General features: G+C 65.3%; 24 protein-coding genes. 18 read left to right on the top strand and 6 right to left on the bottom strand.

Annotated features, from left to right (window positions below):
• The first annotated feature begins 85 nt into the window (after positions 1 to 85).
• From hemC to rsd, 6 genes are all read left to right on the top strand, one after another.
• Positions 86 to 1027, top strand: coding sequence for a hydroxymethylbilane synthase (hemC, locus tag HMPREF1224_RS28995; protein WP_003114031.1), 942 nt, complete (start codon positions 86 to 88; stop codon positions 1025 to 1027).
• Positions 1024 to 1779 carry a uroporphyrinogen-III synthase gene (locus HMPREF1224_RS29000; RefSeq protein ID WP_003114032.1) on the top strand — a complete coding sequence of 252 codons (756 nt, stop codon included), beginning with the start codon at positions 1024 to 1026 and terminating at the stop codon, positions 1777 to 1779. Before hemC ends, HMPREF1224_RS29000 begins: the two co-directional genes overlap by 4 nt.
• Before the next feature lie 26 nt (positions 1780 to 1805).
• Positions 1806 to 2936 carry a uroporphyrinogen-III C-methyltransferase gene (locus HMPREF1224_RS29005; protein ID WP_010793655.1) on the top strand — a complete coding sequence of 377 codons (1131 nt, stop codon included), beginning with the start codon at positions 1806 to 1808 and terminating at the stop codon, positions 2934 to 2936.
• A complete protein-coding gene (locus tag HMPREF1224_RS29010) occupies positions 2933 to 4171 on the top strand; it encodes a heme biosynthesis protein HemY (RefSeq protein ID WP_003096390.1) in 1239 nt (412 codons plus the stop codon). Before HMPREF1224_RS29005 ends, HMPREF1224_RS29010 begins: the two co-directional genes overlap by 4 nt.
• 179 nt (positions 4172 to 4350) lie before the next feature.
• The gene (locus HMPREF1224_RS29015; protein ID WP_003099230.1) at positions 4351 to 4842 is read left to right on the top strand and encodes a disulfide bond formation protein B; all 492 of its coding nucleotides are present in this window, start codon (positions 4351 to 4353) and stop codon (positions 4840 to 4842) included.
• 279 nt (positions 4843 to 5121) lie between these two features.
• Positions 5122 to 5604, top strand: coding sequence for a sigma D regulator (rsd, locus tag HMPREF1224_RS29020; protein WP_003120370.1), 483 nt, complete (start codon positions 5122 to 5124; stop codon positions 5602 to 5604).
• A 61-nt stretch (positions 5605 to 5665) separates the two neighbouring features.
• Here the strand turns inward: rsd and HMPREF1224_RS29025 are convergent, their stop codons facing one another.
• Positions 5666 to 6295 carry an FKBP-type peptidyl-prolyl cis-trans isomerase gene (locus tag HMPREF1224_RS29025; RefSeq protein WP_003099229.1) on the bottom strand — a complete coding sequence of 210 codons (630 nt, stop codon included), beginning with the start codon at positions 6293 to 6295 and terminating at the stop codon, positions 5666 to 5668.
• A gap of 125 nt (positions 6296 to 6420) precedes the next feature.
• Between HMPREF1224_RS29025 and algP the strand changes: the two genes are divergently transcribed.
• Positions 6421 to 7479 (top strand): alginate regulator AlgP, encoded by a 1059-nt coding sequence (gene algP, locus HMPREF1224_RS29030; RefSeq protein WP_003115263.1) that lies wholly within the window; start codon positions 6421 to 6423, stop codon positions 7477 to 7479.
• On the opposite strand, the gene HMPREF1224_RS29035 is transcribed toward algP, so the two are convergent.
• Positions 7476 to 7955, bottom strand: a complete 480-nt coding sequence (locus HMPREF1224_RS29035) for a TIGR02444 family protein (RefSeq protein ID WP_003099227.1) — start codon at positions 7953 to 7955, stop codon at positions 7476 to 7478. The genes algP and HMPREF1224_RS29035 overlap by 4 nt on opposite strands.
• A 45-nt stretch (positions 7956 to 8000) precedes the next feature.
• Here HMPREF1224_RS29035 and HMPREF1224_RS29040 point away from each other — a divergent pair, with 45 nt between their 5' ends.
• The 6 genes from HMPREF1224_RS29040 to HMPREF1224_RS29065 all read left to right on the top strand — a co-directional run bounded on the left by HMPREF1224_RS29040 (position 8001) and on the right by HMPREF1224_RS29065 (position 14674).
• A complete protein-coding gene (locus HMPREF1224_RS29040; protein WP_003114037.1) occupies positions 8001 to 9917 on the top strand; it encodes an ATP-binding cassette domain-containing protein in 1917 nt (638 codons plus the stop codon).
• On the top strand, positions 9917 to 10495 hold the full coding sequence (locus HMPREF1224_RS29045; RefSeq protein ID WP_003114038.1) for a mechanosensitive ion channel family protein: 579 nt from the start codon (positions 9917 to 9919) through the stop codon (positions 10493 to 10495). The genes HMPREF1224_RS29040 and HMPREF1224_RS29045 overlap by 1 nt, the downstream gene beginning before the upstream one ends.
• A 6-nt stretch (positions 10496 to 10501) precedes the next feature.
• Positions 10502 to 11260 (top strand): TerC family protein, encoded by a 759-nt coding sequence (locus HMPREF1224_RS29050; RefSeq protein WP_003099222.1) that lies wholly within the window; start codon positions 10502 to 10504, stop codon positions 11258 to 11260.
• Positions 11261 to 11489: 229 nt separating this feature from the next.
• Positions 11490 to 12119: a LysE family transporter gene (locus tag HMPREF1224_RS29055; protein ID WP_003096365.1), complete on the top strand. Its 630-nt coding sequence runs from the start codon at positions 11490 to 11492 to the stop codon at positions 12117 to 12119.
• Between the two features lie 104 nt (positions 12120 to 12223).
• On the top strand, positions 12224 to 14125 hold the full coding sequence (locus tag HMPREF1224_RS29060; protein ID WP_003115264.1) for a cytochrome c/FTR1 family iron permease: 1902 nt from the start codon (positions 12224 to 12226) through the stop codon (positions 14123 to 14125).
• Between the two features lie 66 nt (positions 14126 to 14191).
• Positions 14192 to 14674, top strand: a complete 483-nt coding sequence (locus HMPREF1224_RS29065) for a YaiI/YqxD family protein (protein ID WP_003099218.1) — start codon at positions 14192 to 14194, stop codon at positions 14672 to 14674.
• Here the strand turns inward: HMPREF1224_RS29065 and HMPREF1224_RS29070 are convergent.
• The 3 genes from HMPREF1224_RS29070 to HMPREF1224_RS29080 all read right to left on the bottom strand — a co-directional run bounded on the left by HMPREF1224_RS29070 (position 14659) and on the right by HMPREF1224_RS29080 (position 16651).
• On the bottom strand, positions 14659 to 15132 hold the full coding sequence (locus HMPREF1224_RS29070) for a thioesterase family protein (RefSeq protein ID WP_003096359.1): 474 nt from the start codon (positions 15130 to 15132) through the stop codon (positions 14659 to 14661). The two genes, HMPREF1224_RS29065 and HMPREF1224_RS29070, sit on opposite strands and share 16 nt — an antisense overlap.
• Before the next feature lie 95 nt (positions 15133 to 15227).
• Positions 15228 to 15896, bottom strand: coding sequence for an isoprenoid biosynthesis glyoxalase ElbB (elbB, locus tag HMPREF1224_RS29075; protein WP_003099212.1), 669 nt, complete (start codon positions 15894 to 15896; stop codon positions 15228 to 15230).
• 164 nt (positions 15897 to 16060) lie between these two features.
• Positions 16061 to 16651: a DedA family protein gene (locus tag HMPREF1224_RS29080; RefSeq protein WP_003096354.1), complete on the bottom strand. Its 591-nt coding sequence runs from the start codon at positions 16649 to 16651 to the stop codon at positions 16061 to 16063.
• A gap of 243 nt (positions 16652 to 16894) precedes the next feature.
• Between HMPREF1224_RS29080 and hemB the strand changes: the two genes are divergently transcribed.
• Both hemB and ppk1 read left to right on the top strand, forming a co-directional pair.
• Positions 16895 to 17908, top strand: a complete 1014-nt coding sequence (gene hemB / locus HMPREF1224_RS29085) for a porphobilinogen synthase (RefSeq protein WP_003096352.1) — start codon at positions 16895 to 16897, stop codon at positions 17906 to 17908.
• A 17-nt stretch (positions 17909 to 17925) separates the two neighbouring features.
• Entirely contained in the window at positions 17926 to 20136 is a 2211-nt protein-coding gene (gene ppk1 / locus HMPREF1224_RS29090; protein WP_003099209.1) for a polyphosphate kinase 1, read from the top strand.
• Here ppk1 and ppx read toward each other — a convergent pair.
• On the bottom strand, positions 20123 to 21628 hold the full coding sequence (ppx, locus tag HMPREF1224_RS29095; protein ID WP_003114040.1) for an exopolyphosphatase: 1506 nt from the start codon (positions 21626 to 21628) through the stop codon (positions 20123 to 20125). The two genes, ppk1 and ppx, sit on opposite strands and share 14 nt — an antisense overlap.
• 198 nt (positions 21629 to 21826) lie before the next feature.
• On the opposite strand from ppx, the gene trxA reads away from it, so the two are divergent.
• From trxA to HMPREF1224_RS29110, 3 genes are all read left to right on the top strand, one after another.
• Positions 21827 to 22153 (top strand): thioredoxin TrxA, encoded by a 327-nt coding sequence (gene trxA / locus HMPREF1224_RS29100; RefSeq protein WP_003096336.1) that lies wholly within the window; start codon positions 21827 to 21829, stop codon positions 22151 to 22153.
• Between the two features lie 243 nt (positions 22154 to 22396).
• On the top strand, positions 22397 to 23656 hold the full coding sequence (gene rho / locus HMPREF1224_RS29105) for a transcription termination factor Rho (protein ID WP_003096334.1): 1260 nt from the start codon (positions 22397 to 22399) through the stop codon (positions 23654 to 23656).
• Between the two features lie 70 nt (positions 23657 to 23726).
• Positions 23727 to 25715: an acyltransferase family protein gene (locus HMPREF1224_RS29110; RefSeq protein ID WP_010793656.1), complete on the top strand. Its 1989-nt coding sequence runs from the start codon at positions 23727 to 23729 to the stop codon at positions 25713 to 25715.
• Positions 25716 to 25735 lie beyond the last annotated feature (20 nt).

Raw genomic sequence — 25735 nt, forward strand, 5'->3', positions numbered from 1 at the left:
ACCCGGGTGCGGCTATCGGGCCCAGCGTCCGCGCACTCGGGTTCGAACTGTTATCATGGGCGCATCCCTGTGCACGGAATATCCCATGTCGTCCCGCGAAATCCGCATCGCCACTCGCCAGAGCGCCCTCGCCTTGTGGCAGGCCGAATACGTCAAGGCGCGCCTGGAACAGGCGCATCCCGGCTTGACCGTCACCCTGCTGCCGATGACCAGTCGCGGCGACAAGCTGCTCGACGCACCGCTGGCGAAGATCGGCGGCAAGGGCCTGTTCGTCAAGGAACTGGAAACCGCCCTGCTCGAAGGCGCCGCCGACATCGCGGTGCATTCGATGAAGGACGTGCCGATGGACTTTCCCGAGGGGCTCGGCCTCTACACCATCTGCGAGCGCGAAGACCCGCGTGACGCTTTCGTCTCGAACACCTACGCCAGCCTCGAGCAACTGCCAGCCGGGAGCGTGGTCGGCACCTCCAGCCTGCGCCGCCAGGCGCAGCTGCTGGCGCGCCGGCCGGACCTGCAGATCCGTTTCCTGCGGGGCAACGTCAATACCCGCCTGGCCAAGCTGGATGCCGGCGAATACGACGCGATCATCCTCGCCGCCGCCGGCCTGATCCGCCTCGGCTTCGAGTCGCGCATCCGCTCCTCGATCAGTGTCGACGACAGCCTGCCCGCCGGCGGACAAGGCGCCGTCGGCATCGAATGCCGTACGGCCGACAGCGACCTGCATGCCTTGCTGGAACCCTTGCACCATACCGACACGGCTCTGCGGGTCACTGCCGAGCGCGCGCTGAACAAGCGGCTCAACGGCGGTTGCCAGGTGCCGATCGCCTGCTACGCCATCCGCGAGGGCGACCAACTGTGGCTGCGCGGCCTGGTCGGCCAGCCTGATGGCACCCAGTTGCTGCGCGCCGAGGGGCGGGCGCCACTGGCGGAAGCCGAGGCGCTGGGCGTGCGGGTGGCCGAGGACCTGCTGGAGCAGGGCGCCGAAGCGATTCTCGAAGCCGTCTACGGCGAGGCCGGACATCCGTGAGCGGCTGGCGGCTCCTGCTGACGCGCCCCGACGAGGAGTGCGCGGCCCTGGCCGCCAGCCTCGGCGAGGCGGGCGTCCATAGCAGCAGCCTGCCGCTGTTGGCGATCGATCCGCTGGAAGAAACCCCGGAGCAGCGTACGCTGATGCTCGACCTGGACCGCTACTGCGCGGTGGTGGTGGTCAGCAAGCCGGCGGCGCGCCTGGGGCTGGAGCGGCTCGACCGCTACTGGCCGCAGCCGCCGCAGCAGACCTGGTGCAGCGTCGGCGCGGCGACCGCGGCGATCCTCGAGGCCTACGGCCTCGACGTAACCTACCCTGAACAGGGCGACGACAGCGAAGCGTTGCTGGCGCTGCCGGCGTTCCAGGATTCCCTGCGCGTGCACGATCCGAAAGTGCTGATCATGCGCGGCGAAGGTGGCCGAGAATTCCTCGCCGAGCGCCTGCGCGGCCAAGGCGTGCAGGTGGACTACCTGCCACTCTACCGGCGCCGGGCTCCGGACTATCCGGCCGGAGAGCTGCTGGCAAGGGTGCGGGCGGAACGCCTGAACGGCCTGGTGGTCAGCAGTGGACAGGGTTTGCAAAATCTGTATCAGTTGGCGGCAGCCGATTGGCCCGAGATAGGCCGGTTGCCGCTGTTCGTACCCAGCCCGCGGGTCGCCGAGATGGCGCGCGAACTGGGTGCGCAACGGGTGATTGATTGCCGGGGCGCGAGCGCGCCGGCCTTGCTGGCGGCCCTGACGAGCGCCGCCTAGAACTTTCTTGACCAAAGGATGGACCTGTGAGCGAAGCAGTCACTCCCCAAGACGACGCAAGAACTTCCACTTCCACCCCTTCTCCCGTTGCACCCGATGCATCCAGGCGTTCCGGTACCGCCACCGGCCTGGCGTTGCTCGCCCTGCTGGTTGGCGTGGCGGGACTCGGCGCGGGTGGCTGGAGCTTCTGGCAGGTCCAGCAGTTGCAGGGCACCGAGCGCGACCAACTGGCGCAGCTGGAAGATGCCCGTGGCAAGACCGAATCCCTGGCCCAGCGTAACCAGCAACTGGCTGCCCGCCTGGACGCTTTGCCTACCGCGGACGAACTGGAGGCCCGGCGACGCCTTGTGGTGGAGCTGCAGGGCGACCAGCAGCATCTCAGCGAGCAACTGAAGAAGGTCCTCGGCCAGAGCCGCCAGCAATGGCGACTGGCCGAGGCCGAACACCTGCTGCGCCTGGCCAGCCTGCGCCTGTCCGCCTTGCAGGACGTGGGCAGCGCCACCGAACTGGTGCAGGGCGCCGATGACATCCTGCGCGCGCAGAACGATCCCGGCGCCTATGCCGCCCGCGCCAAGCTGGCGGCCAGCCTCGAGGCCCTGCGTGCGTTGCCGGAGCCGGACCGTACCGGGCTGTTCGTGCAACTGGCGGCGTTGCGCGAGCAGGTCAACCAGTTGCAACCGCTCACGCCGACCTTCAAGGAAGGCGAAAGCGGTGCCAGCAATGTCGCCTGGGGCGACGGCAACAGCACCTGGGAGCTGTGGTGGGAGAAGATCTCGCGCTACATCCGCATCGACTTCAATGCCGGCCAGGACATTCGTCCGCTGCTGGCCGGCGAGCAATTGGCGCAGGTGCGTCTGACCATCGGCCTGGCCCTGGAGCAAGCCCAGTGGGCGGCGCTGAATGGCAAGCAGGAAGTCTACGAGCAGGCGCTGAAGCAGGCCCAGGACGTGCTGGACGGCTATTTCAACGTAGAGCTGGCCGACAGCCGCGCGTTGAAGTTGCGTATCGATGAGTTGGTGAAGCAGCCGGTCACCGTGCAGGTCCCTGACCTCGCACCGGCCCTGAGCGCCTTGCAGTCCTACGTGTCGCGCCGCGAGGCCGCCGGCAACCTGGTGCCCGAGGCGCAGGCGGCTCCGGCCACGGAGGGCCGTCCATGAGACGCATCTACCTCCTGGTCCTGGCGGTGGTGCTGGTCGCCACGCTGGTTGGGCTGGCGATCTCCGAGCAGGCCGGCTATGTGCTGATCGCCTACAAGAGCTTCCGTTACGAATCCAGCCTGTGGTCGTTCCTCGCCCTGCTGGCGGTGGTCTGGCTGCTGGTGGTGCTGGTGCGCCTGGTCCTGCGCCTGCTCGGCAGCTCGGGGCGGGTGGTCAACCCCTGGTCGCGCTACAACCGCCGGCGTCGCGTGCAGATGGCCGAGCACAGCGGCCTGCGCGATCTCGGCGAAGGCAACTGGCCGCAGGCGCTGCGTCATTTGCGGCGGGCTGCGGAGATGGGCGAGCGGCCGCTGATGCATTACCTCGGCGCGGCGCGGGCCGCCAACGAACTCGAGCGCTACGACGAGGCCGACGACCTGCTGAACCGGGCTCGCGAGCGCGAGCCGGATGCCCAATTGCTGGTCGGCCTGACCCGTGCGCAACTGCTGATCAATCGCGGCGACTACCCGCAGGCACGCAATACCCTCGAAGAGCTGCACGGGCTCCAGCCGCAGCACCGCACGGTATTGCGGCTGATGCAGCAGCTGTACGTCACCCAGCACGACTGGCAGGCCCTTTGCGTCCTGCTGCCGGAGCTGCGCAAGGAGCGTGTGCTGAAGGATTCCGAACTGCGCGACCTCGAACGCCGTGCCTGGGTGGCTTCCTTGCAGGAAGCCGGCGAGCGTGGACTGAACGAGGGCGAGACGGCGTTGCAGCCGCTGACCCAGCGCTGGCAGAACGTGCCTTCGGCGCTGCGTGCAGACCCGGCGATCGTCGCGGGCTATGCCGCCCAACTGCTTCGCCTGGGCGCCGAGGAAGAGGCCGAAGAAGTCCTCCGCCATGCGCTCAAGCAAGGCTTCGACGCGACCCTGGTGCAACTCTACGGGCAAGTGCGCGGGCGCGATCCGGGCAAGCAATTGCAGGCCGCGGAAGGTTGGCTCAAGGAACACCCGAACGATCCCGGCCTGCTGCTGACCCTGGGGCGCCTGTGCCTGATCAACAAGCTCTGGGGCAAGGCCCGGGAATACCTGGAGGCCAGCCTGAGCTTCCAGCGCAGTGCCGAGACCTGCGCCGAGCTGGGACGCCTGCTGGCGCAGCTCGGCGAGGTCGAGCGCAGCAACCAGTTGTTCCAGGAGGGCCTGGTCCTGCTCGATCGGCGTACTCCGGGGCTGCCCGTGGTGGTGGCGGGCATTTGAGCATGGGGAACGCCGGGTGGCGTTCCCCGTTCGGCTCCATCGGCAGGACTGTGGCGGCTTGTCGCGGGTGCCCGGCATGATTCGGGATGCCTTGCCGCAGAGCTGCCTTGCGGCTTGAAACTGCCGGAGGCTTTCCACTACCGTAGGCGGCCTTTCCCCTGTGTACCTGTGGATCCGCCATGCCCCTGGCCAGCCCCCGTCAGCTTTTCCTTCTCGCGTTCCTGGCCTGCGTCGCCATCATGGGCGGGGCGCTGTACCTGGAACATGTGGTTGGCCTGGAGGCCTGCCCGCTGTGCGTCGTGCAGCGGATCTTCTTCATCCTGATCGGCCTGACCTGCCTTGCTGGCGCGATCCAGGGGCCCGGCCTGCGTGGGCGGCGTATCTACTCCGTGCTGGTGTTCCTGCTCGCTCTCGGCGGCGGGGCCACGGCCGCCCGCCAGGTATGGTTGCAGACCGTTCCGCTGGACCAACTGCCGGCCTGCCTGCCCAGCCTCGACTACATGATGCAGGCGCTTCCCTTCCAGGAAGTGATCCGCCTGGTCCTGCATGGCACCGCGGATTGTGCCCAGGTGAGCTGGACGCTATTCACCCTGAGCATTCCGGAATGGAGCCTGCTGGCGTTCGTTGCCTATCTCGGCTTCTCCATCGTGCAGTTCCTCCGACGCGCCTGATGCGGGCTGTCTCGTGGTCTTTCGTCAGCTCTCGAGCGTCGGCCGTATCGATTTGGCGAAAACCAGAGCGGATGCGGGATACCGATCAAACATCCGTATGAATTTTTCTGTACGGGCGTCTTGATGGGGTCATCCGGGGGGCATAATCTGGCTTTCCGTAGCGCCGGAGTCCGCCCCTTGCACAGGCGTTCTCCCACAGAGCGCAGAGAGTGCGTCAGCAATGCGTCTCGGAGCGGACGATGATTCTCCGGGACGTCCGAAGAGGGAAGCGAGGACAACATGCTCGAAAGCTGCCGTAATGCCCAAGAGCGGTGGGGGGGCGTGCACCAACTGATCGATCGCTGGCTGCATGAGCGCCAGCAACTGGTGCAGGCCTTCGATGCCCTGAGCGGTATTCAGGCACCGGCGCCCAACGCCGAAGAACTCCAGCATTTCTGCCAATTGCTGCTGGACTACGTATCTGCCGGACACTTCGAGGTCTACGAGCAACTGACGGCGGAAGGCAAGGCCTTCGGCGATCAGCGCGGCCTGGAGCTGGCCAAGCAGATCTTCCCCCGGCTGGAAGCCATCACCGAATCCGCGCTGAACTTCAACGACCGCTGCGACAACGGCGATTGCCGTGAAGGAGCCTGCCTCATCGCGGAGCTGAAGGTCCTGCGGCAACAGTTGCACGAACGCTTCGAGCTGGAGGACTGCCTCATCGAAGTCCTGCACAACGCCCACAGCCAGAGCGGCGCAGAGGGTTCGGCAGTACCGGTCTGATTCACCGGCGAGTCGTTACGAAACGGCGCGTCTCCATGCGGGAGAGCGCCGTTTTTGCATTTCAGCGGAAGCCCAGCAGGTCGATCTCGAAGACCAGCGGAGCGTCGGGCGGGATCAGGTCGCCAGCGCCTTCGTGGCCATAGGCTTGCGCCGAAGGAATCACCACTCGCCAGCGCGCGCCGACAGGCATCGCTCGCAACGCTGTGCGCCATCCCTCTATCACACTGTCCAGGGCGAACCACTCGGCGCTTTCGCTCTGGTCGAACACTTGACCGTCGGCAAGCAGGCCGCGGTAACGGACGTGTACCTGGGTTGCCGCGCCGATGCCGTTACCTTGGCCACGACGTAATTCGCTGACGAGGACGCCGCCGGTCAATTCGCGGACGCCGAAGCGGGCTTTTTCGTTGGCCAGGAAGCGGGCCTCGGCGGGTGTGGTCCGCGGTGTTTCCGTCGTGGCGTTCTCGTGTTGCAGCAGAAGTTGTTCGATGCGTTCGGGGGGGATTTCAAGTGCCTCGCCGCGATAGGCCTGGCGCAGTCCGAGAAGTAGCTCGGATAGCTCTAGGCCGGGCATTTCCTGCTGTAGGCGCATACCCAGGCGGGCGCCTACGGCATAGGCCAGTTCGTCCTTGGGAGGCGCGGCGAAAAGCGGCAGCGGCAGTAGAAAAAGACCGATGAAAAGGCGGCGCGGCATGCGGTTTCTCCAAACGAATCGGCGGGCAATCCTGGCGCACGTCGCTTGTAGCACATCGAACCCGTTGGCGAGAGGGGGTGTGCGGGTCTAGTATGGGCGCAACCACGTCCGCCTGGAGGCACGTCATGTCGGCCAACAAGAAGCCCGTCACCACCCCCTTGCACCTGTTGCAGCAACTTTCCCACAGCCTTGTCGAGCACCTGGAAGGTGCGTGCAAACAAGCGCTGGTCGATTCGGAAAAGCTCCTGGCCAAACTTGAAAAGCAACGTGGCAAAGCCCAGGAAAAGCTGCACAAGGCTCGCACCAAGCTGCAGGATGCTGCCAAGGCCGGCAAGACCAAGGCACAGGCCAAGGCGCGCGAGACCATCAGCGACCTGGAAGAGGCGTTGGATACCCTGAAGGCCCGGCAGGCGGACACCCGTACCTACATCGTCGGCCTCAAGCGTGACGTACAGGAAAGCCTCAAGCTGGCGCAGGGTGTCGGCAAGGTGAAGGAAGCTGCTGGCAAGGCTCTGGAGAGCCGCAAGGCGAAACCCGCGACCAAACCTGCTGCGAAGGCGGCAGCCAAGCCTGCGGTGAAAACCGTAGCGGCGAAGCCTGCGGCCAAGCCGGCTGCGAAGCCTGCTGCGAAACCGGCGGCCAAGCCTGCGGCGAAAACCGCGGCAGCGAAGCCCGCAGCCAAGCCGACGGCGAAGCCTGCTGCGAAACCGGCGGCCAAGCCCGCGGCGAAAACCGCAGCCGCGAAGCCCGCAGCCAAGCCGGCGGCGAAGCCTGTGGCGAAACCGGCGGCCAAGCCTGCGGCGAAAACCGCAGCCGCGAAGCCCGCCGCCAAGCCGGCAGCGAAGCCTGTCGCGAAACCGACGGCCAAGCCCGCGGCGAAAACCGCAGCCGCGAAGCCCGCAGCCAAGCCAGCTGCGAAGCCTGCGGCGAAACCGGCGGCCAAGCCTGTGGCGAAATCCGCGGCCGCGAAGCCTGCAGCCAAGCCGGCTGCGAAGCCTGCGGCGAAACCGGCGGCCAAGCCTGCGGCGAAACCCGTAGCCGCGAAACCTGCCGCAACCAAGCCCGCCACCGCTCCTGCTGCGAAGCCTGCGGCGACTCCCAGCGCCCCGGCAGCCGCCTCCAGCGCTGCTTCGGCAACGCCTGCCGCGGGCAGCAACGGCGCCGCCCCGACCAGCGCCTCCTAAGGCGCTGTCTGCAAAGCCGCCGAGCCAAGCACCAGCAAAGCCCGGCGCTCTGCTTCCGTGCAGATGTCCCGGCTGCAGGCTTGCAGCCAGGCATCCGCACTGCGATTCGCTTCCTGGCCCTCCAGCCAGGCTGTGGCCAGGTCGGCCAGGCGTTGCAGGTGTTCCCGTTCCGCTCGTAGTTCCTGGGCCTTCATTTCCTCGCGGAGTTCGGCCAGGCAGGCGTCGTGGGTTGCCGCTTCGCGCCAGGCGCAACGCAATCTGCGCAGGGGTTCGATGACCGTTTCGCGCCAGGGACGCGCGGCGTTCTCCAGGATCTGGGCGCGTTCTTTCGAGCAGCTCACACCGCGCCTGCCAAGCCAGGCGGCGACCAGCAACAGGCAGACGTCCGCACCTTGCTCCTGAAGCGCGAGGCAAGCCGTTTCCACGCCCGGCCGGGCATAGACGTCCACCGCGAATTTCCAGACATTTCCAGTCATACAGCCTCACGCTCCGCAAGGGCGAAACTGATAAACTCCGCCGCCATGATCCGACTCCTCAATCTTACGCTACAGCGCGGGCCGCAGCGCCTCCTGGAAGCTGCTGAACTGACCCTGCACGCCGGCCAGAAAGCCGGTCTCATCGGGGCCAATGGCGCTGGCAAGTCCAGCTTGTTCGCGCTGTTGCGCGGCCAGCTCGGGCAGGATGCCGGCGACTGCCTGTTGCCCGCCGACTGGCGCATCGCGCACATGCGCCAGGAGGTCGATACCCTGGATCGCCTGGCGGTGGATTACGTGCTCGACGGCGACAGTCGCCTGCGCGAGATCCAGGCGGCGCTGGCCGTCGCCGAAGCGGCGCACGACGGTTCTGCCCTGGCGCGCCTGCATACCGAGCTGGACAACGCCGACGGTTATACCGCCGATGCACGGGCGCGCAAGCTGCTGGCCGGGCTCGGCTTCAGCAGCGAGCAGATGGAGCGCCGGGTCGGTGATTTCTCCGGTGGTTGGAGGATGCGCCTGAACCTGGCGCAGGCGCTGATGTGCCCGTCCGACCTGCTGTTGCTCGACGAACCGACCAACCACCTCGACCTGGACGCCATCCTCTGGCTGGAAGAGTGGCTCAAGGGTTATCCCGGCACTCTGGTGCTGATCTCCCACGACCGCGACTTCCTCGATGCGGTGGTGGACCACGTGGTGCATCTGGAAAACCGCAAGCTGACCCTCTACCGCGGCGGCTATTCCGCTTTCGAGCGGACCCGCGCCGAGCGGCTGGCTCAGCAACAGCAGGCCTACGAGAAACAGCAGGCGCAGCGTGCGCACATGGAAAGCTTCATCGCCCGCTTCAAGGCCAAGGCCACCAAGGCGCGCCAGGCGCAGAGCCGGATCAAGGCGCTGGAGCGTCTAGAGGAACTGGCGCCGGCACATGTCGATTCGCCGTTCAATTTCAGTTTCCGCGAGTCGGACAAGATCTCCCGGCCGTTGCTGGATCTCGGCGAAGGCCGTCTCGGCTATGGCGACAAGGCGGTGCTGGAGAAGGTCAAGCTGCAACTGGTGCCCGGTGCGCGGATCGGCCTGCTCGGTCCCAACGGCGCCGGCAAGTCGACGCTGATCAAGACCCTGGCCGGGGACCTGCCCGAGCTGGGCGGCCGCCTGCTGCGCGGCGAGAACCTGGCCATCGGGTACTTCGCCCAGCACCAGCTCGATTCGCTGGATCCACAGGCCAGCCCGTTGCTACATCTGCAGCGTATCGCCCCCGGCGAGCGCGAACAGACCCTCAAGGACTTCCTCGGCGGCTTCGACTTCCGCGGCGTTCGGGTGGACGAGCCGGTATTGAACTTCTCCGGTGGCGAGAAAGCGCGCCTGGCCCTGGCGCTGATCGCCTGGCAGAAGCCCAACCTGCTGCTGCTCGACGAGCCGACCAACCACCTCGACCTGGAAATGCGCCTGGCCTTGACCATGGCTCTACAGGAGTTTTCCGGGGCGGTCCTGGTGGTTTCCCACGACCGGCACCTGCTCAAAAGCACCACCGATGAATTCCTCCTGGTCGCCGATGGGCGCGTGGTGCCGTTCGATGGCGATCTCGACGATTACGCCCGTTGGCTGGTCGACTATCGCGCGCGCAAGGCGCCGCAGGCCGAGACCGCGCCGGGTGCGCCGACCGAACGCACCGACAAGCGCGCCCAGCGCCAGGCAGCGGCCGCGCTGCGCCAGCAGCTGGCGCCGCACAAGCGCGAGGCCGACAAGCTGGAGCGCGAACTCGGCGGCCTGCACGAAAAGCTAGCCGCTATCGAGGCGCGGCTGGGCGACAGCGCCCTGTACGACGTATCGCGAAAGGACGAATTGCGCGAGTTGCTGTCCGAACAATCGAGCCTGAAGGTTCGCGAAGGCGAGCTGGAGGAACGTTGGCTGGAGGCCCTGGAAACCCTCGAAGCCCTGCAGAAAGAACTAGAGGCCAGTGAGTGATGGAAGACTTGCAGGTGTTGACGCAGACCTGGAGCGGGCCGCTGGTGGTGGCGATGCAGATCCTGCTCATCCTGCTGGTCGCCTGGCTGCTACAGCGCCTGGTCCGACGCACGGTGACCCGTATCGGCGAGCGTTATCCGGTGCCGCCGGAGCTGCTCCTGCCGCTGCGTGGGGGCCTGCGCTGGCTGATCATGGTCAGCGCACTGATCATGGTGCTGGAGCGCCTGGGCGTGTCCGCCGAAGTGCTGTGGACCGCGCTGACCGGTTTCGCCGCGGTGGCGGCGGTAGCCTTCTTCGCCATCTGGAGCGTGCTCTCCAACCTGTTCTGTGCGTTGCTGATCTTCACCGTCGGGCCGTTCCGCATCGGCGACCGCGTGGAGCTGATCGATAGCGCCGACAAACCGGGCGTCACCGGACGCGTGGTTGCCATCAATCTCTTGTATACGACACTGGAAGAAACCCTCGAGGATGGCTCGCCGGGCCCGCTGCTGCAGATTCCCAACAGCCTGTTCTTCCAGAAAGCCGTGCGTCGCTGGCGTGGGCCAGGTTTTTCAACTCCAACAAAAAACGGGAAATAACCATCTATGGAATGGCTCGCCAGTCCTGAAATCTGGGTCGCGTTCCTGACCCTGACCGCCCTGGAAATCGTCCTCGGCATCGACAACATCATCTTCATCTCGATCCTGGTCGGGCGCCTGCCGCCGGCCCAGCAACCGAAGGCGCGCTTCTTCGGCCTGGCCCTGGCCATGGGCACGCGGATCCTGCTGTTGCTCTCGATCACCTGGGTCATGCGCCTGACCACCGACCTGTTCCACCTGTTCGGCCAGGGCATCTCCGGGCGTGACCTGATCCTCTTCTTCGGCGGCCTGTTCCTGCTGTTCAAGAGCACCATGGAGATCTACCACAGCCTGGAAGGCGCGGAAGAAGAGCAGAAGAGCGGCGGCAAGGTCCACGGCTTCATGGGCATCATCGTCCAGATCGCGATCATCGACATCATCTTCTCCCTGGACTCGGTGATCACCGCCGTCGGTCTGGTGCAGAACGTGCCGGTGATGGTCGCGGCGATCGTCATCTCGGTCGGCGTGATGATGCTGGCGGCAGGCACCATCAGCGACTTCATCGAGAAACACCCCTCGCTGAAGATGCTCGCCCTGTCGTTCCTCATCGTGGTCGGCACCGTGCTGGTGGCCGAGTCCTTCGAAGTGCACGTGCCGAAAGGCTACGTCTACTTCGCCATGGCCTTCTCCCTGGCGGTGGAGGCGCTGAACATCCGCTTGCGCGGAGCCCTGGCGCGCAAGCGCGGCGAAGAGCCGGTGAAGCTGCGCAAGGGTTCGCCGGACTGAGAGCGTTCGGGGCCAGGGCGAATAGCCGCATCGCGGTGGTCTGCCCAACATGGCTGAGCACGTATCCTCGGGAAAGCCCGGCATCTGCCGGGTTTTTTCTGTCCGCCAGGTTGCGCCCGCAAAGGTTGGGCGAGGCGCGTGGTCGGAAAACCTGTGCGGCTGCTCCGCCTTGGTGCACACTGGCTTTTTCGTTCCCGCCGCCAGCCGCGTTCGCTTTCCGAGGTGTGCAATGCTCGTCAGTACCTGGTTCGCCTTCTTCCTCGCCTGCTGGGCCATCAGCCTGTCGCCGGGCGCCGGAGCCATCGCCTCGATGTCCTGCGGGTTGCAGTACGGCTTTGCGCGAGGCTACTGGAACGCGCTGGGCCTGCAGATCGGCCTGGCCCTGCAGATCGCCATTGTCGCCGCCGGCGTCGGTGCGTTGCTGGCGACCTCGGCACTGGCTTTCAGCCTGATCAAGTGGTTCGGCGTGGCCTACCTGGTGTACCTGGCGGTGCGCCAGTGGCAGGCGCCGCCACAGGCCTTGAGCACCGATGGCGAACGGCCTCTGGGGCGACCGTTGACCCTGGTGCTGCGTGGTTTCCTGGTCAACGCCAGCAATCCCAAGGCGGTGATCTTCATGCTCGCGGTGCTGCCGCAGTTCATCGACCCGCACCAGCCGCTGCTGGCGCAATACCTGATCATGGGCGGCACCATGATCGTCGTCGACCTGATCGTCATGGCCGGCTACACCGGGCTGGCTGCGCGCGTGCTACGCGTACTGCGTTCGCCGCGCCAGCAGAAGCTGGTGAACCGTACCTTCGCCAGCCTGTTCGTCGGTGCCGCGGGGCTGCTGGCGACGGTACGCCGAGCGCCGCTCTGAGCCGCCCGACACGCTGATGGGCGTGATTGTTACAGAGTATTTCTTGCATGGGCGGGAAGGCGAAGGGACAATTTAATCTCTTCCATTCTCACTTCGTCTTCGCCATGCACCCTCCGAAAATCCTGCTGTGGCTGCTGCCGCTGGTCTGCGCGTTCAGCCTTGGAGCTCTTGCCGACACGGCCGTCGACCCCTCCCAAGCCTTGCATCTGTTGAGTTACCTGGCGGCCGACTATCCGCCGACCGTGGCTGACGGCAAGATCGTCGACCCCAGCGAATACCAGGAACAGGTGGAGTTCGTCGGCAACCTGCAGGCATTGGTCCTGACCCTGCCGATGCGCCCCGAGCGCGCCGAGCTGGAGAGGGGCGTCGCCAGCCTGCGCCAGGCCATCGAGCAGCGCTTGCCGGGAAGGGACGTGGCCCTCCAGGCGCGCAACCTCGAGGCACGGGTGGCGGATATCTACCAGGTGGTGCAGACCCCCGCGATCACCCCCGACCCGAGCCGCGCGGCGCCGATCTATGCCCAGCAGTGCGCGATCTGCCATGGCGATGCGGGCAAGGGCGACGGCCCCGCCGGCATCGGCCTGGAACCGCCGCCAGCGAACCTCACCGATCGCCAGCGCCTCGACCACCTGAGCCTCTACGACCTGCGTAACGTCATCGGCCTGGGCGTGGCCGGCACCGACATGCCGGCGTTCGCCGACCAGCTCGACGAACGCCAGCGCTGGGACCTGGCCAGCTATGTGGCCGGCCTGAGCGCCGGCAGTGCGCAGCCGGACAAGGCCCATGCCTACCCGCTGGCGACCCTGGCCACGCAGACTCCGGCCGAAGTCGCCGAGCACGACGGCGAGGCCGCTGCGGAGAGCTTCCGCGCCCTGCGTGCGCATCCGCCGCTGGAGCAGCGCGGTCCTGGGCAGTTGATCGACTATACCGCCGCCACCCTGGACAAGAGCTTCGCGGTCTATCGCGAAGGCGACCGCGACCAGGCCTACGACCTGTCGGTGGCGGCCTACCTGGAGGGCTTCGAGCTGGTGGAAAGCTCGCTGGACAACGTCGACGCCGATTTGCGCCGCTCCACCGAGAAGCAGCTGATGGCCTACCGCCAGGCGTTGCGCGATGGCCTCCCGGAAACCCAGGTGGCGCAACAGCTGGAGCTGGCCAAGGGCAAGCTGGCAGAGGCCGCCAAGCAGCTTGGCGGCGACTCGCTGAGTTTCTCCATCAGTTTCGTTTCCGCCTTGTTGATCCTGTTGCGCGAAGGGGTAGAGGCAATCCTGGTGCTTGCCGCCATCCTCGCCTTCCTGCGCAATACCGGGCAGGAAAGTGCCGTGCGTGGCGTGCACGTCGGCTGGGGGCTGGCCTTCGTCGCCGGTTTCGCCACCTGGGCGTTGGCCGCCTATGTGATCGATATCGGCGGTGCCCAGCGCGAGCTGATGGAGGGCTTCACCTCTCTGTTCGCCTGCGTGATGGTGCTCTGGCTCGGCGTCTGGATGCACGACCGCCGCCACGCGGCAGCCTGGCAGGACTACATCCGCAGCAGCCTGGTGGGCGGTGGCGGACGCTTCGGCTTCGCAGTGCTGGCGTTCTTCTCGGTCTACCGCGAGTTGTTCGAGGTCATCCTGTTCTACGAAACCCTCTGGTTGCAGGCCGGACCGGCCGGGCACAATGCCGTGATCGGCGGCGCGGCGACCGCCGTGGTCCTGCTGATCGGCCTGGCCTGGGTGATCCTGCGTGGTTCGGCGAAACTGCCGCTGGGGTTGTTCTTCAGCATCAACGCGGCGTTGCTCTGTGCGCTCTCGGTGGTGTTCGCCGGACATGGCGTCATCGCCTTGCAGGAAGCCGGGGTGATCGGCACCCGTCCGGTGCCGTTCTTCGACTTCGACTGGCTGGGGATCAAGGCCGACGCCTATTCGCTGTCGGCCCAGGCCATGGCGCTGGTGGCCATCGCGCTGCTCTACGGACGTAGCCGGATCGTCGAGCGCCGGCGTGCGGCGGCCAACGCGGCCGACTGAGCGGGTTCGCGCAACCACGACGGCCAGTGCGATACTGGCCGTCGTCATTTCTACGGAAGTCCGTTCATGCGTATCTGGATCGATGCCGACGCCTGCCCCAAGGCGGCCAAGGAACTGGTCTGCAAGTTCGCCCTCAAGCGCAAGCTGGAAGTCTGGATGGTCGCCGGCCAGCCGCAGGTCAAGCCGCCGTTCGCCTGCGTGCGTCTGGTGGTGGTGGAAAGCGGGATGGATGCGGCTGACGATTACCTGGTGGAGCAGGCCGAGCCGGGCGACCTGGCGATCTGCAGCGACGTACCGCTGGCCGATCGGCTGATCAAGAAACAGGTTGCCGCCCTCGATCCTCGCGGCCGCGAGTTCGACGCGCGGAACATGGGCGATAAGCTGGCCATGCGCAACCTGATGGCCGACCTGCGTGACCAGGGGCAGATGGGCGGCGGCCAGGCGCCCTACGGTGAGCGTGACCGCCAGGCGTTCGCCAACGCCCTGGACCGCCTGCTCACCCGCCTGCAGCGGGAAGCCGATCTACGCGCGAGTCAGCCGCACAGATAGGTACCGGTACCGACGGCGACCAGCGTGCCGTCGTCGCTATGCAGTTCCGAGCGCACCACTGCGACCTTGTTGCCCGAGCGAAGCGGCACCGCATGGGCGGTGAACGTCCGGCCGCGTCCCGGGCGCAGGTAGTCGACGCGCAAGTCGATGGTGCCGAGTTTCGACAGCCGCGCCATGCGCTCGTGGCCTGGCAGTTCGCGATGCCGTTCGAGGGCGCCGATCAGGGCCATCGCTCCGCCGGTGACGTCGAGCAGGCTGGAGATCACCCCGCCGTGGAGAATGCCCTGGACGAAGTTGCCGATCAGTTCGTCCTTCATCGGCAGGTCGAGGACTACCCGCTCGCGGCCGAGGCTCGCCACGCGGATCCCGAGCATGCGGTTGAAGGGGATGCGCTGGAAGAAATCCGCCACCAGTTGGTGGACGTCGTCAGGCAGGGCGGGGGAGGGCGTTTCGCTCATCGCGGCGTCTCGATTCGATGGTTTCGAGACGCACGCTGGCGTAGCGGCACGGATTTGAAAAGGGCGGCGGCGCGACCGCCCTCGTGCTTGGCCGATCAGGCCTTGTCCTGGTCCACCAGTTCGAGCACCCGGTCGACCAGCTTGTTGATCCCGGAAGCGGCTTCGGCGATCGACTGGGCGAGCATGTAGGCCGGGGTGGTCACCAGCTTGCGCGCGCTGTCTTCGACGATCTCGTCCACCGGCGCGTCGATGTGCTCGGCACCCATCTGCTTCAGCGCGTCGGCGGTGTCGGCGTCGTTGCCGATGGTGCATTGGACGCCGGCGCCGTAGATCTTCGCCGCCATCGCCGGAGCGATGCAGATCAGCCCGACTGGCTTGCCGGCTTCGGCGAAAGCCTTGGCCAGCGCCAGCACGTCCGGCTGCACCTGGCATTGCGCGCCGTTGATGGCAAAGTCGCTGAGGTTCTTCGCAGCGCCGAAGCCACCGGGCACGATCAGCGCGTCGTAGTCCTCGGCGCGGGCTTCGCGCAGGTCCTTGACTTCGCCGCGGGCGATACGCGCGGACTCGACCAGGACATTGCGGCTTTCCGGCATTTCCTCGCCGGTCAGGTGGTTGACCACATGGTGCTGGGCGATGTTCGGCGCGAAGCATTGTGCCTCGGCGCCACGCTGGCTGAGGCGGAGCAGGGTGATCACGCTTTCGTGGATTTCCGCGCCATCGTAGACGCCACAACCGGAGAGGATGACGGCAACTTTCTTGTGCATGAGGTTTACTCCTTGGGAACGCAGGATCCGGACCGGACGGGCCTGGCCGGGGTCGGTATCGCGCAAGCATAGCGAGCCGCCGCCCCCGGCGGCCAGCCGGAGCGGAGGGTACAAGGAGTTGGAGTGTACGAAGGGGCCGGCTGTTCAGTCGCGCCGGCGCGGGTTCACTCGGATTTGTCGGCGTTGCCGCCCGCGCCGTTGCCGCGCGGTGTCTTGAAACGCCGCCATAGCCAGAGCAGCAGGCCCAGCACGATCAGGCCGCCGAGGACCATGAGTTCGTATTTCTTGATGTTGCCGAGCATGCCTTCCAGTACGCTGCCGAAATAGTAGGCGGCGGAGCCCAGCGCGGCGGCCCAGACGATGGCGCCGATGCCGTTGAGAAGAAGATAGCGGGCCGGTGGATAGCCGGACAGGCCGATGGCCACCGGCATCACCGTACGCAGGCCATAGACGAAGCGGAAACTCAGCACCCACAGGTCGGGATGGCGGCGCACATGGTCCAGCGCCTTGTCGCCGAGCTTCTGCCAGCGCGGCTTGCGCGCCAGCAACCGGCGGCCGTGGCGGCGGCCGAGGAAGTACCAGAGTTGGTCACCGGCGTAGCTGCCGAGGAAGGCGGTGAGAATCACGGTATCCAGCTGCATGTAGCCGCGGAAGGCAAGGAACCCGGCCAGCACGAGAATGGTTTCGCCCTCGAAGAAAGTACCGAGAAAAAGGGCGAAATAGCCGAAGTCCTGCAGGAATTGTTGGAGCATCATCGGGGCAGCGAAGCGAAATGAACGCGCAGCCTAACTCGGTTGAGGGCGTGGGGAAAGCGCGATCGTCACGGCCCAGGTCATTGATTGTGCAATGAATGGCCTTTGCCGCTGGCTTTTTGCGATGATTGGCGGTGCGGCAGGATGCCGCGACCTTGAGTCACTGTCGTCGCTTGTTGCCAATCCGTCATAATCAGGGACTATAACTGTCACACTGTGCCCGTTATCTGGGCCCTGGAGTAAACCGTGAGCTTCACTCCCGCCAATCGCGCCTATCCCTACACCCGCCTGCGGCGCAATCGCCGCGATGACTTCTCCCGCCGCCTGGTCCGCGAGAATGTCCTCACCGTCGACGACCTGATCCTGCCGGTGTTCGTCCTCGATGGGGTCAACCAGCGTGAAAGCATTCCGTCGATGCCCGGCGTCGAGCGCCTGTCCATCGACCAGTTGCTGATCGAGGCGGAAGAGTGGGTGGCCCTGGGCATTCCGGCGCTGGCGCTGTTCCCTGTGACCCCGGTGGAGAAGAAGTCCCTGGACGCCGCCGAGGCATACAACCCGGAAGGCATCGCTCAGCGCGCCACCCGTGCCCTGCGCGAGCGCTTTCCGGAGCTGGGCATCATCACCGACGTGGCGCTCGACCCGTTCACCACCCATGGCCAGGACGGCATCCTGGATGACGATGGCTACGTCCTCAACGACGTCAGCATCGACGTGCTGGTACGGCAGGCGCTGTCCCACGCCGAGGCCGGCGCCCAGGTGGTAGCGCCCTCGGACATGATGGACGGTCGCATCGGTGCGATCCGCGAGGCCCTGGAGTCTGCCGGCCACACCAATGTGCGGATCATGGCCTACTCGGCCAAGTACGCCAGCGCCTACTACGGTCCGTTCCGCGATGCGGTCGGCTCGGCTTCGAACCTCGGCAAGGGCAACAAGGCCACCTACCAGATGGATCCGGCGAACAGCGACGAGGCACTTCACGAAGTGGCCGCCGACCTGGCCGAAGGCGCCGACATGGTGATGGTCAAGCCGGGCATGCCCTACCTCGACATCGTGCGTCGGGTGAAGGATGAATTCCGCGCCCCGACCTTTGTCTACCAGGTCAGCGGCGAGTATGCGATGCACATGGGCGCCATCCAGAACGGCTGGCTGGCCGAATCGGTGATCCTCGAATCCCTTACCGCCTTCAAACGTGCCGGCGCCGATGGCATTCTGACCTACTTCGCCAAGCAGGCCGCAGAACAATTAAGACGGGGGCGTTGACCCCCTCGGGAAGATGAATGAATACGCAGCAAGGACTTGATGAGATCGAACGTATCGCCGCCGACGAAACCGTAGTGGCGAACGTGGAAAGCGAAGCAGAAGTGAAGATGGCCGAAACGATCCCGGTGGAAACGCCACCTGCGGTGGTTCCCAGCGTGGATGACAGCAGCCTGTACATTCATCGCGAGCTCTCCCAGTTGCAGTTCAACATCCGCGTGCTCGAACAGGCGCTGGACGAGTCCTACCCGCTCCTGGAGCGGCTGAAGTTCCTCCTCATCTTCTCGAGCAACCTCGACGAATTCTTCGAGATCCGCATCGCCGGCCTGAAGAAGCAGATCACCTTCGCCCGCGAGCAGGCCGGCGCCGACGGCCTGCTGCCGCACCAGGCCCTGGCGCGGATCAGCGAGCTGGTCCACGAGCAGGTATCGCGGCAGTACCGGATCCTCAACGAGACCCTGTTGCCGGAGCTGGCCAAGCACCAGATCCGCTTCATCCGCCGGCGTCACTGGACGCTGAAGATCAAGACCTGGGTGCGGCGCTTCTTCCGCGACGAGATCGCGCCGATCATCACCCCGATCGGCCTCGACCCGACCCATCCGTTCCCGCTGCTGGTGAACAAGAGCCTCAACTTCATCGTCGAGCTGGAGGGGATGGATGCCTTCGGCCGCGACTCCGGCCTGGCGATCATCCCGGCGCCGCGCCTGCTGCCACGGATCATCAGGCTGCCGGAAGACGTTGGCGGCGAGGGTGACAACTACGTGTTCCTGTCGTCGATGATCCACGCCCACGCCGACGACCTGTTCCCCGGCATGAAGGTGAAGGGCTGCTACCAGTTCCGCCTGACCCGCAACGCCGACCTGTCGGTGGACACCGAGGATGTCGAGGACCTGGCCCGCGCGCTGCGCGGCGAGCTGTTCTCGCGTCGCTACGGGGATGCGGTACGCCTGGAGGTGGTGGATACCTGCCCGCAGAACCTGACCAACTACCTGCTCAAGCAGTTCGGCCTGTCCGAAAGCGAGTTGTACAAGGTCAGCGGCCCGGTCAACCTGACCCGCCTGTTCAGCGTCACCGGCCTGGAAAGCCATCCGGAGCTGCAGTACCCGCCCTTCACCCCGGCGATCCCGCGTCTTTTGCAGAAGAAGGAAAACCTCTTCAACGTCCTCAGCAAGCTCGACGTGTTGCTGATGCACCCGTTCGAATCCTTCACCCCGGTGATCGACCTGCTGCGCCAGGCCGCCAAGGATCCGAACGTGCTGGCGATCAAGCAGACCCTGTACCGCAGCGGCGCCAACTCTGAGATCGTCGACGCCCTGGTCGAGGCGGCACGCAACGGCAAGGAGGTCACCGCGGTGATCGAGCTGCGCGCCCGCTTCGACGAAGAGTCCAACCTGCAACTGGCCAGCCGCCTGCAACAGGCCGGCGCGGTGGTGATCTACGGCGTGGTCGGCTTCAAGACCCACGCCAAGATGATGCTGATCCTCCGTCGCGAGGACGGCGAACTGCGCCGCTACGCGCACCTGGGCACCGGCAACTACCATGCCGGCAACGCTCGCCTGTACACCGACTACAGCCTGCTGACCGCCGACGTGGCGCTCTGCGAGGACCTGCACAAGCTGTTCAACCAACTGATCGGGATGGGCAAGACGCTGCGCATGAAGAAGCTGTTGCATGCGCCGTTCACCCTGAAGAAGAACCTGCTGGAAATGATCAACCGCGAGGCGGCCCAGGCGGCGCTCGGCCAGCCTGCGCACATCATGGCCAAGGTCAACTCGCTGACCGATCCGAAGGTCATCCGCGCCCTGTACAAGGCCAGCCAGGCCGGGGTCAGGATCGACCTGGTGGTGCGTGGCATGTGCTGCCTGCGGCCGGGCATCCCGGGGGTCTCGCACAATATCCACGTGCGCTCGATCATCGGGCGCTTCCTCGAGCACAGCCGCATCTACTACTTCCTCAACGGCGGCGACGAGAAGCTCTATCTCTCCAGCGCCGACTGGATGGAGCGCAACCTCGACATGCGCGTCGAGACCTGCTTCCCGGTGGAAGGCAAGAAGCTGGTGCAGCGGGTCAAGAAGGAACTGGAAACGTACCTGACCGACAACACCCAGGCCTGGGTGTTGCAGGCCGACGGTAGCTACCAGCGGCTCAGTCCCACCGGTAACCAGAACCCCCGCAATACCCAGGCGACCCTGCTGGAGAAGCTGGCCGCGCCGGTGCTTACCGCACGTTGAGGCTGTAGCCGACCCGCTTGAGCCATTCGGCTTCCTGGGCGAAGTCGGCTTGGGTCAGCGGGTTGGCTTCCAGCCAGCCCTCGGGGAAGGTCACCGAAAGGCTCTTGGGCTCTGCCTTCAGACGCACCGAGGGCATTTCCTGGGTGCCGCGAATGTGGTGGAAGAGGATCGCGAAGCGCAGCACGATGCACAGGCGTACCAGCTTGTCGCCTTCCTCGGCGAACTCCGCCAGCTTGTCCGCCGGAATGTTGCGGCGGTGGCCGCGTACCAGTAGCGACAGCATCTGCTGGTCCTGGCGCGAGAAGCCAGCCAGGTCGGAGTGCTCGATCAGGTAGGCGCCGTGCTTGTGGTAGTGGTAATGAGCGATGTCCAGGCCGATCTCGTGGACCCGTGCGCCCCAGCTCAGCAGGTCGCGGTGCAGTTCGCCGTTCAGCTCCCAGGCGTCGCCGACTTCGGCAAGCACCTTGAGGGCCTTGGCCTCCACCCGCGAAGCCTGCTCCGGATCGACGTGGTAGCGCTGCATCAGCGAGCTGATGGTGCGTTCGCGCACGTCCTCGTGCTGGTGACGGCCGACCAGGTCGTAGAGAACGCCTTCGCGCAGGGCGCCCTCGGAGTGAACCATCTGTTCCAGTTCCAGCGCGTCGAAGATCGCTTCGAGAATGGCCAGTCCGGCCGGGAAGATGGTCCGGCGGTCCGGCTTGATCCCTTCCAGATCGAGCTTCTCCACGTCGCCGAGCTTGAGCACCTTGCGCTTCAGCCAGGCCAGTCCGTCCGGGCTGATCTCGCCGTTGCCGTGGCCGCCGGCCTTGATCGCCAGCGCCACTGCGCGGATGGTGCCGGAGGCGCCGACCGCCTGTTGCCAGCCGAGGCGCCGCAGGCTGTTCTCGATGCCCATCAGTTCCAGGCGTGCAGCAGTGTACGCCTGGGCGTAGCGGGCCGGGGTGATCTTGCCGTCGCGGAAGTAGCGTTGGGTGTAGCTGACGCAACCCATCTGCAGGCTTTCCCGCAGCTCGGACTCGAAACCCTGGCCGATGATGAACTCGGTGCTGCCGCCGCCGATGTCGCTGACCAGCCGGCGACCGCCGCTGTCGGGCATGCTGTTGGCGACGCCGAGGTAGATCAGGCGGGCTTCCTCGCGGCCGGAGATGACTTCCACGGGATGGCCGAGAACCTCTTCCGCACGACGGATGAAATCGCTGCGGTTGCGCGCCTCGCGCAAGGCGTTGGTCGCGACCACGCGTACGGAACCCTGGGGCATGCCGCTGATGAACTGGGCGAAGCGGCGCAGGCAGTCGAGGCCGCGCTGGGTGGCCTCTTCGCTGAGATTGCGCTCCTCGTCGAGGCCGGCGGCCAGTTGGACCTTCTCGCCCAGCCGTTCGAGGATGCGGACTTCGCCGTGGATATTGGCCTTGGCCAGACAGAGGTGGAAACTGTTGGAGCCTAGGTCCAGGGCGGCAATCAGCGGGAATGCCTCGGCAGGTTTTTGCGGCATGCTTTGCAAGTCCATTGGAAAACTGCGCCATCCTGCCACGATAGGGCGAGGGTCGCCAATGCGGCAGCCGATCAATCGGGAATCAGCCGACCAACGATAGAGACTCTCAATCGGCTGCGCCTTCCGGCGAGGGTCAAGGCGGGATATGATGGTCGGCACTTTCGCGTTTCAATTCGCGTCCGACTACGGAGAGATTTCATGAGCGAACATATCGTCAACGTTACTGATGCCAGCTTCGAGCAGGACGTGCTGAAGGCCGACGGCCCTGTGCTGGTGGACTACTGGGCCGAGTGGTGCGGTCCGTGCAAGATGATCGCGCCGGTGCTGGACGAAGTCGCCAGGGACTATCAGGGCAAGCTGAAGGTCTGCAAGCTGAACATCGACGAGAACCAGGATACCCCGCCGAAATACGGCGTGCGTGGCATCCCTACCCTGATGCTGTTCAAGGACGGCAATGTCGAGGCGACCAAGGTCGGCGCACTGTCCAAGTCGCAGCTGGCGGCCTTCCTCGACGCCAATATCTGAGCCGGGCCCAGGCCTCGCTGGAAAGCCCCGCGATTCGCGGGGCTTTTTTTGCGTTTCTATAGACGCCACGCGGCCACGGTGTTAAATTCGGGTTCGCGACGTTTTTTCCGTCGCCTTCTGCATGCCGTCCCGGACGCACTTCCTACTCGAACTTTCTAGCGCTCCTGTCGCCCCCTTGCGACACGGCTTTCCCAAGCTCGACGCTTTCTCCAATTCCTCTTTCTGCGTACCTATCTCTTTCCTATGAATCTGACCGAACTCAAGCAAAAGCCGATTGCCGAACTGCTGGAAATGTCCGATGCCATGGGCCTGGAAAACATGGCCCGTTCGCGCAAGCAGGACATCATCTTCGCCCTGCTGAAGAAGCACGCGAAAAGTGGTGAAGAGATCTCCGGCGATGGCGTGCTGGAGATTCTTCAGGACGGCTTCGGCTTCCTGCGCTCCGCCGACTCTTCCTACCTGGCCGGCCCCGACGACATCTATGTCTCGCCGAGCCAGATCCGGCGCTTCAACCTGCGCACGGGCGACACCATCATCGGCAAGATCCGGCCGCCGAAAGAGGGCGAGCGTTACTTCGCCCTGCTCAAGGTCGACTCGATCAACTTCGATCGTCCGGAGAATGCGAAGAACAAGATTCTCTTCGAGAACCTGACGCCGCTGTTCCCCAACGAGCGGATGAAGATGGAAGCCGGCAACGGCTCCACCGAAGACCTGACCGGCCGCGTCATCGATCTCTGCGCGCCGATCGGCAAGGGCCAGCGCGGCCTGATCGTGGCGCCGCCGAAGGCGGGCAAGACCATCATGCTGCAGAACATCGCCAGCAACATCACCCGCAACAACCCCGAATGCCACCTGATCGTCCTGCTGATCGACGAGCGCCCTGAGGAAGTGACCGAAATGCAGCGCACCGTGCGCGGCGAAGTGGTCGCCTCGACCTTTGACGAACCGCCGACCCGTCACGTACAGGTCGCCGAGATGGTGATCGAGAAGGCCAAGCGCCTGGTCGAGCACAAGAAGGACGTGGTCATCCTGCTCGACTCCATCACCCGTCTGGCGCGGGCCTACAACACCGTGATCCCCAGCTCCGGCAAGGTGCTCACCGGCGGTGTCGACGCCCATGCCCTGGAGAAGCCGAAGCGCTTCTTCGGCGCCGCGCGGAACATCGAAGAGGGCGGTTCTCTTACGATTCTCGCCACGGCGTTGGTGGAAACCGGCTCGAAGATGGACGAGGTGATCTACGAGGAATTCAAGGGTACCGGCAACATGGAACTCCCATTGGATCGCAAGATCGCCGAGAAGCGCGTGTTCCCGGCCATCAACATCAACCGTTCGGGTACCCGCCGCGAAGAGCTGCTGACCAGCGAGGACGAGCTCCAGCGCATGTGGATCCTGCGCAAGATCCTGCACCCGATGGACGAGATCTCCGCGATCGAATTCCTCATCGACAAGCTCAAGCAGACCAAGACCAACGATGAGTTCTTCGATTCGATGAAACGGAAGTAGTCTTCCAGGGAATTGAAGAAGGCGCTCCGGTTTGACCGGAGCGCCTTTTTTCATGCCTGGAGAAAAATAGATGTCGAGCCTGCCTTATCGAAGAGATATCGATGGATTGCGCGCACTGGCCATCTTGCCGGTGGTGTTCTATCACTTGGGCTTGGGCGGTTTCACCGGCGGGTATGTCGGCGTCGATGTCTTTCTGGTGATTTCCGGCTACCTGATCACTTCGATCATCCGGCGCGATCGGCAGGCCGGGCGTTTCAGCTTCGTCGATTTCTGGGCTCGCCGGGCGCGACGCATCCTCCCCGCTTTGTTCGTTATGATGGCCGTCAGCCTGGCGGCCGGCTGGTTCCTGATGGAGCCGCGGGACTACGAGCAACTGGGTCGTGCGGTGCGTTACCAGACGATGTTCGCCTCGAACATCCTGTTCTGGAAGCAGGATGGCTATTTCGACGCCGCGTCCGAATTCAAGCCGCTATTGCATACCTGGTCGTTGTCGGTGGAAGAGCAGTTCTATATTCTCTTCCCGCTACTGCTGGCCGCGATCTCCGGGCGCCTGCTGCGCTGGCGGCTCGCCATCCTCCTCGCGGTCCTGGCGCTATCGCTGGCGGCCAGCGTCTGGGCGGTGAGCCAGCGACCTGGCAGTGCATTCTTCCTCCTGCCGATGCGCGCCTGGGAACTCCTGGCGGGTGCCGCGCTGGCGTTGCTGCCGGGCGCTAGCCGCGGTCATTCGCAATGGTCCCTGCAACTGGCGGCCACCCTCGGCATAGCGGCGATTCTCCTGCCGGTGTTCTTCTACGACAGCGACACTCCTTTCCCCGGCCTCGCGGCGCTGCCGGCGGTGCTTGGCACCGCCCTGCTGATCTGGGCCAACGGCGCCGGCGACACCTGGGCTCGCCGCCTGCTGGGCTGGCAACCGCTGGTCTGGTTCGGTCTGATCTCCTATTCGCTGTACCTCTGGCACTGGCCGCTGTACGTCTTCGTCCAGTACCACGCACTGGAAACCCTGGGCCTGCCGGCACGCCTGGGGTTGCTGGCGGCGAGCATCGGCCTGGCGGCACTGTCGCTGTACTGCGTCGAGGCACCGTTCCGCGAGCGCAAGCTGTTCGCCGGGCGCCGGCAGATGCTTGGCGCGGCGCTGTGCAGCTTGCTGCTGCTGGGAGTCATCGGCCAGTTGGTGCGGCATTACGACGGCGTGCCGTCGCGTCTTTCCGAGGAAGCCTTGCGTTATGCCAAGGCGTCCAAATGGCGCGATGGGCAGACCGACTGCATGTTCGACAAGAAGGCGCTCAGTCAGGAAAGCATCTGCCGCTTCCCGGCGGAACTGGCTGCCGAACGACCGCTGCTGGTCAGTTGGGGCGACAGCCATTCCGCGGCGTTGAGCCCGCTGCTGCGCGAACTGGCTACCAGTCGCCGACTGCCGATCTGGCAGGCTTCGCTGGCGGGCTGTCCGCCGTTGCTGGGGATGCTGGAAAAGGACACTTGCCTGCGTTTCAACCAGCAGATGCTCGAGTTCGTCGAACAGCAGCGGCCGGGCGGGGTGATCCTCGCCGGGCGCTGGGACATGTATATATACGGCGACTCGCAGGACGGTACCCGCAACATTCTCCGCGAGCCGGACGACACGCCGGACAGCTCGATCGCCGAGGCGCTGCTGCGGCAACGCCTGAGCGGGATGATCGAAAGGCTGAACGCGGCCGACGTACATGTCTGGCTGGTCAAGGACGTACCGCTGCTGCCATTCAAGGCACCGGCGCGGCTGGTGCGGCTGAGTCTGAGCGGGGAGGATGTCGGGCGCGCACGTTTTCCCTTCGCTGAGCACGCTGCGCGCGTCGCCTACGTGAATGCGCTGTTCGATGCGTTGGCCGAAGGCAACCCGCGGGTGAGCGTGCTCGACCCCTCCAGCGTGCTCTGCGATGGCCTGGATTGTTTCGCCGAACGTGATGGCTGGTCACTGTACATGGATAACAACCACCTTTCGACCCAGGGGGCCCATGAACTCGGGCCTTTGTTCGAGCCGATGCTACAGAGCCTCGACGACTCGAGGATCGCCAGCCAGCAGTGACCGAATGCCGCGTTTGCCTG

Source organism: Pseudomonas sp. P179 (assembly GCF_000478485.2).
Taxonomy (GTDB): domain Bacteria; phylum Pseudomonadota; class Gammaproteobacteria; order Pseudomonadales; family Pseudomonadaceae; genus Pseudomonas; species Pseudomonas aeruginosa.

Bases quoted from the DNA above. Each gene is read 5' to 3' on its own strand.
- hemC (WP_003114031.1), top strand. From the start codon at position 86: ATGTCGTCCCGCGAAATCCGCATCGCCACTCGCCAGAGCGCCCTCGCC.
- HMPREF1224_RS29010 (WP_003096390.1), top strand. From the start codon at position 2,933: ATGAGACGCATCTACCTCCTGGTCCTGGCGGTGGTGCTGGTCGCCACG.
- HMPREF1224_RS29015 (WP_003099230.1), top strand. From the start codon at position 4,351: ATGCCCCTGGCCAGCCCCCGTCAGCTTTTCCTTCTCGCGTTCCTGGCC.
- rsd (WP_003120370.1), top strand. From the start codon at position 5,122: ATGCTCGAAAGCTGCCGTAATGCCCAAGAGCGGTGGGGGGGCGTGCAC.
- HMPREF1224_RS29025 (WP_003099229.1), bottom strand. From the start codon at position 6,295: ATGCCGCGCCGCCTTTTCATCGGTCTTTTTCTACTGCCGCTGCCGCTT.
- algP (WP_003115263.1), top strand. From the start codon at position 6,421: ATGTCGGCCAACAAGAAGCCCGTCACCACCCCCTTGCACCTGTTGCAG.
- HMPREF1224_RS29035 (WP_003099227.1), bottom strand. From the start codon at position 7,955: ATGACTGGAAATGTCTGGAAATTCGCGGTGGACGTCTATGCCCGGCCG.
- HMPREF1224_RS29040 (WP_003114037.1), top strand. From the start codon at position 8,001: ATGATCCGACTCCTCAATCTTACGCTACAGCGCGGGCCGCAGCGCCTC.
- HMPREF1224_RS29045 (WP_003114038.1), top strand. From the start codon at position 9,917: ATGGAAGACTTGCAGGTGTTGACGCAGACCTGGAGCGGGCCGCTGGTG.
- HMPREF1224_RS29050 (WP_003099222.1), top strand. From the start codon at position 10,502: ATGGAATGGCTCGCCAGTCCTGAAATCTGGGTCGCGTTCCTGACCCTG.
- HMPREF1224_RS29055 (WP_003096365.1), top strand. From the start codon at position 11,490: ATGCTCGTCAGTACCTGGTTCGCCTTCTTCCTCGCCTGCTGGGCCATC.
- HMPREF1224_RS29060 (WP_003115264.1), top strand. From the start codon at position 12,224: ATGCACCCTCCGAAAATCCTGCTGTGGCTGCTGCCGCTGGTCTGCGCG.
- HMPREF1224_RS29065 (WP_003099218.1), top strand. From the start codon at position 14,192: ATGCGTATCTGGATCGATGCCGACGCCTGCCCCAAGGCGGCCAAGGAA.
- HMPREF1224_RS29070 (WP_003096359.1), bottom strand. From the start codon at position 15,132: ATGAGCGAAACGCCCTCCCCCGCCCTGCCTGACGACGTCCACCAACTG.
- elbB (WP_003099212.1), bottom strand. From the start codon at position 15,896: ATGCACAAGAAAGTTGCCGTCATCCTCTCCGGTTGTGGCGTCTACGAT.
- HMPREF1224_RS29080 (WP_003096354.1), bottom strand. From the start codon at position 16,651: ATGATGCTCCAACAATTCCTGCAGGACTTCGGCTATTTCGCCCTTTTT.
- ppk1 (WP_003099209.1), top strand. From the start codon at position 17,926: ATGAATACGCAGCAAGGACTTGATGAGATCGAACGTATCGCCGCCGAC.
- ppx (WP_003114040.1), bottom strand. From the start codon at position 21,628: ATGCCGCAAAAACCTGCCGAGGCATTCCCGCTGATTGCCGCCCTGGAC.
- trxA (WP_003096336.1), top strand. From the start codon at position 21,827: ATGAGCGAACATATCGTCAACGTTACTGATGCCAGCTTCGAGCAGGAC.
- rho (WP_003096334.1), top strand. From the start codon at position 22,397: ATGAATCTGACCGAACTCAAGCAAAAGCCGATTGCCGAACTGCTGGAA.
- HMPREF1224_RS29110 (WP_010793656.1), top strand. From the start codon at position 23,727: ATGTCGAGCCTGCCTTATCGAAGAGATATCGATGGATTGCGCGCACTG.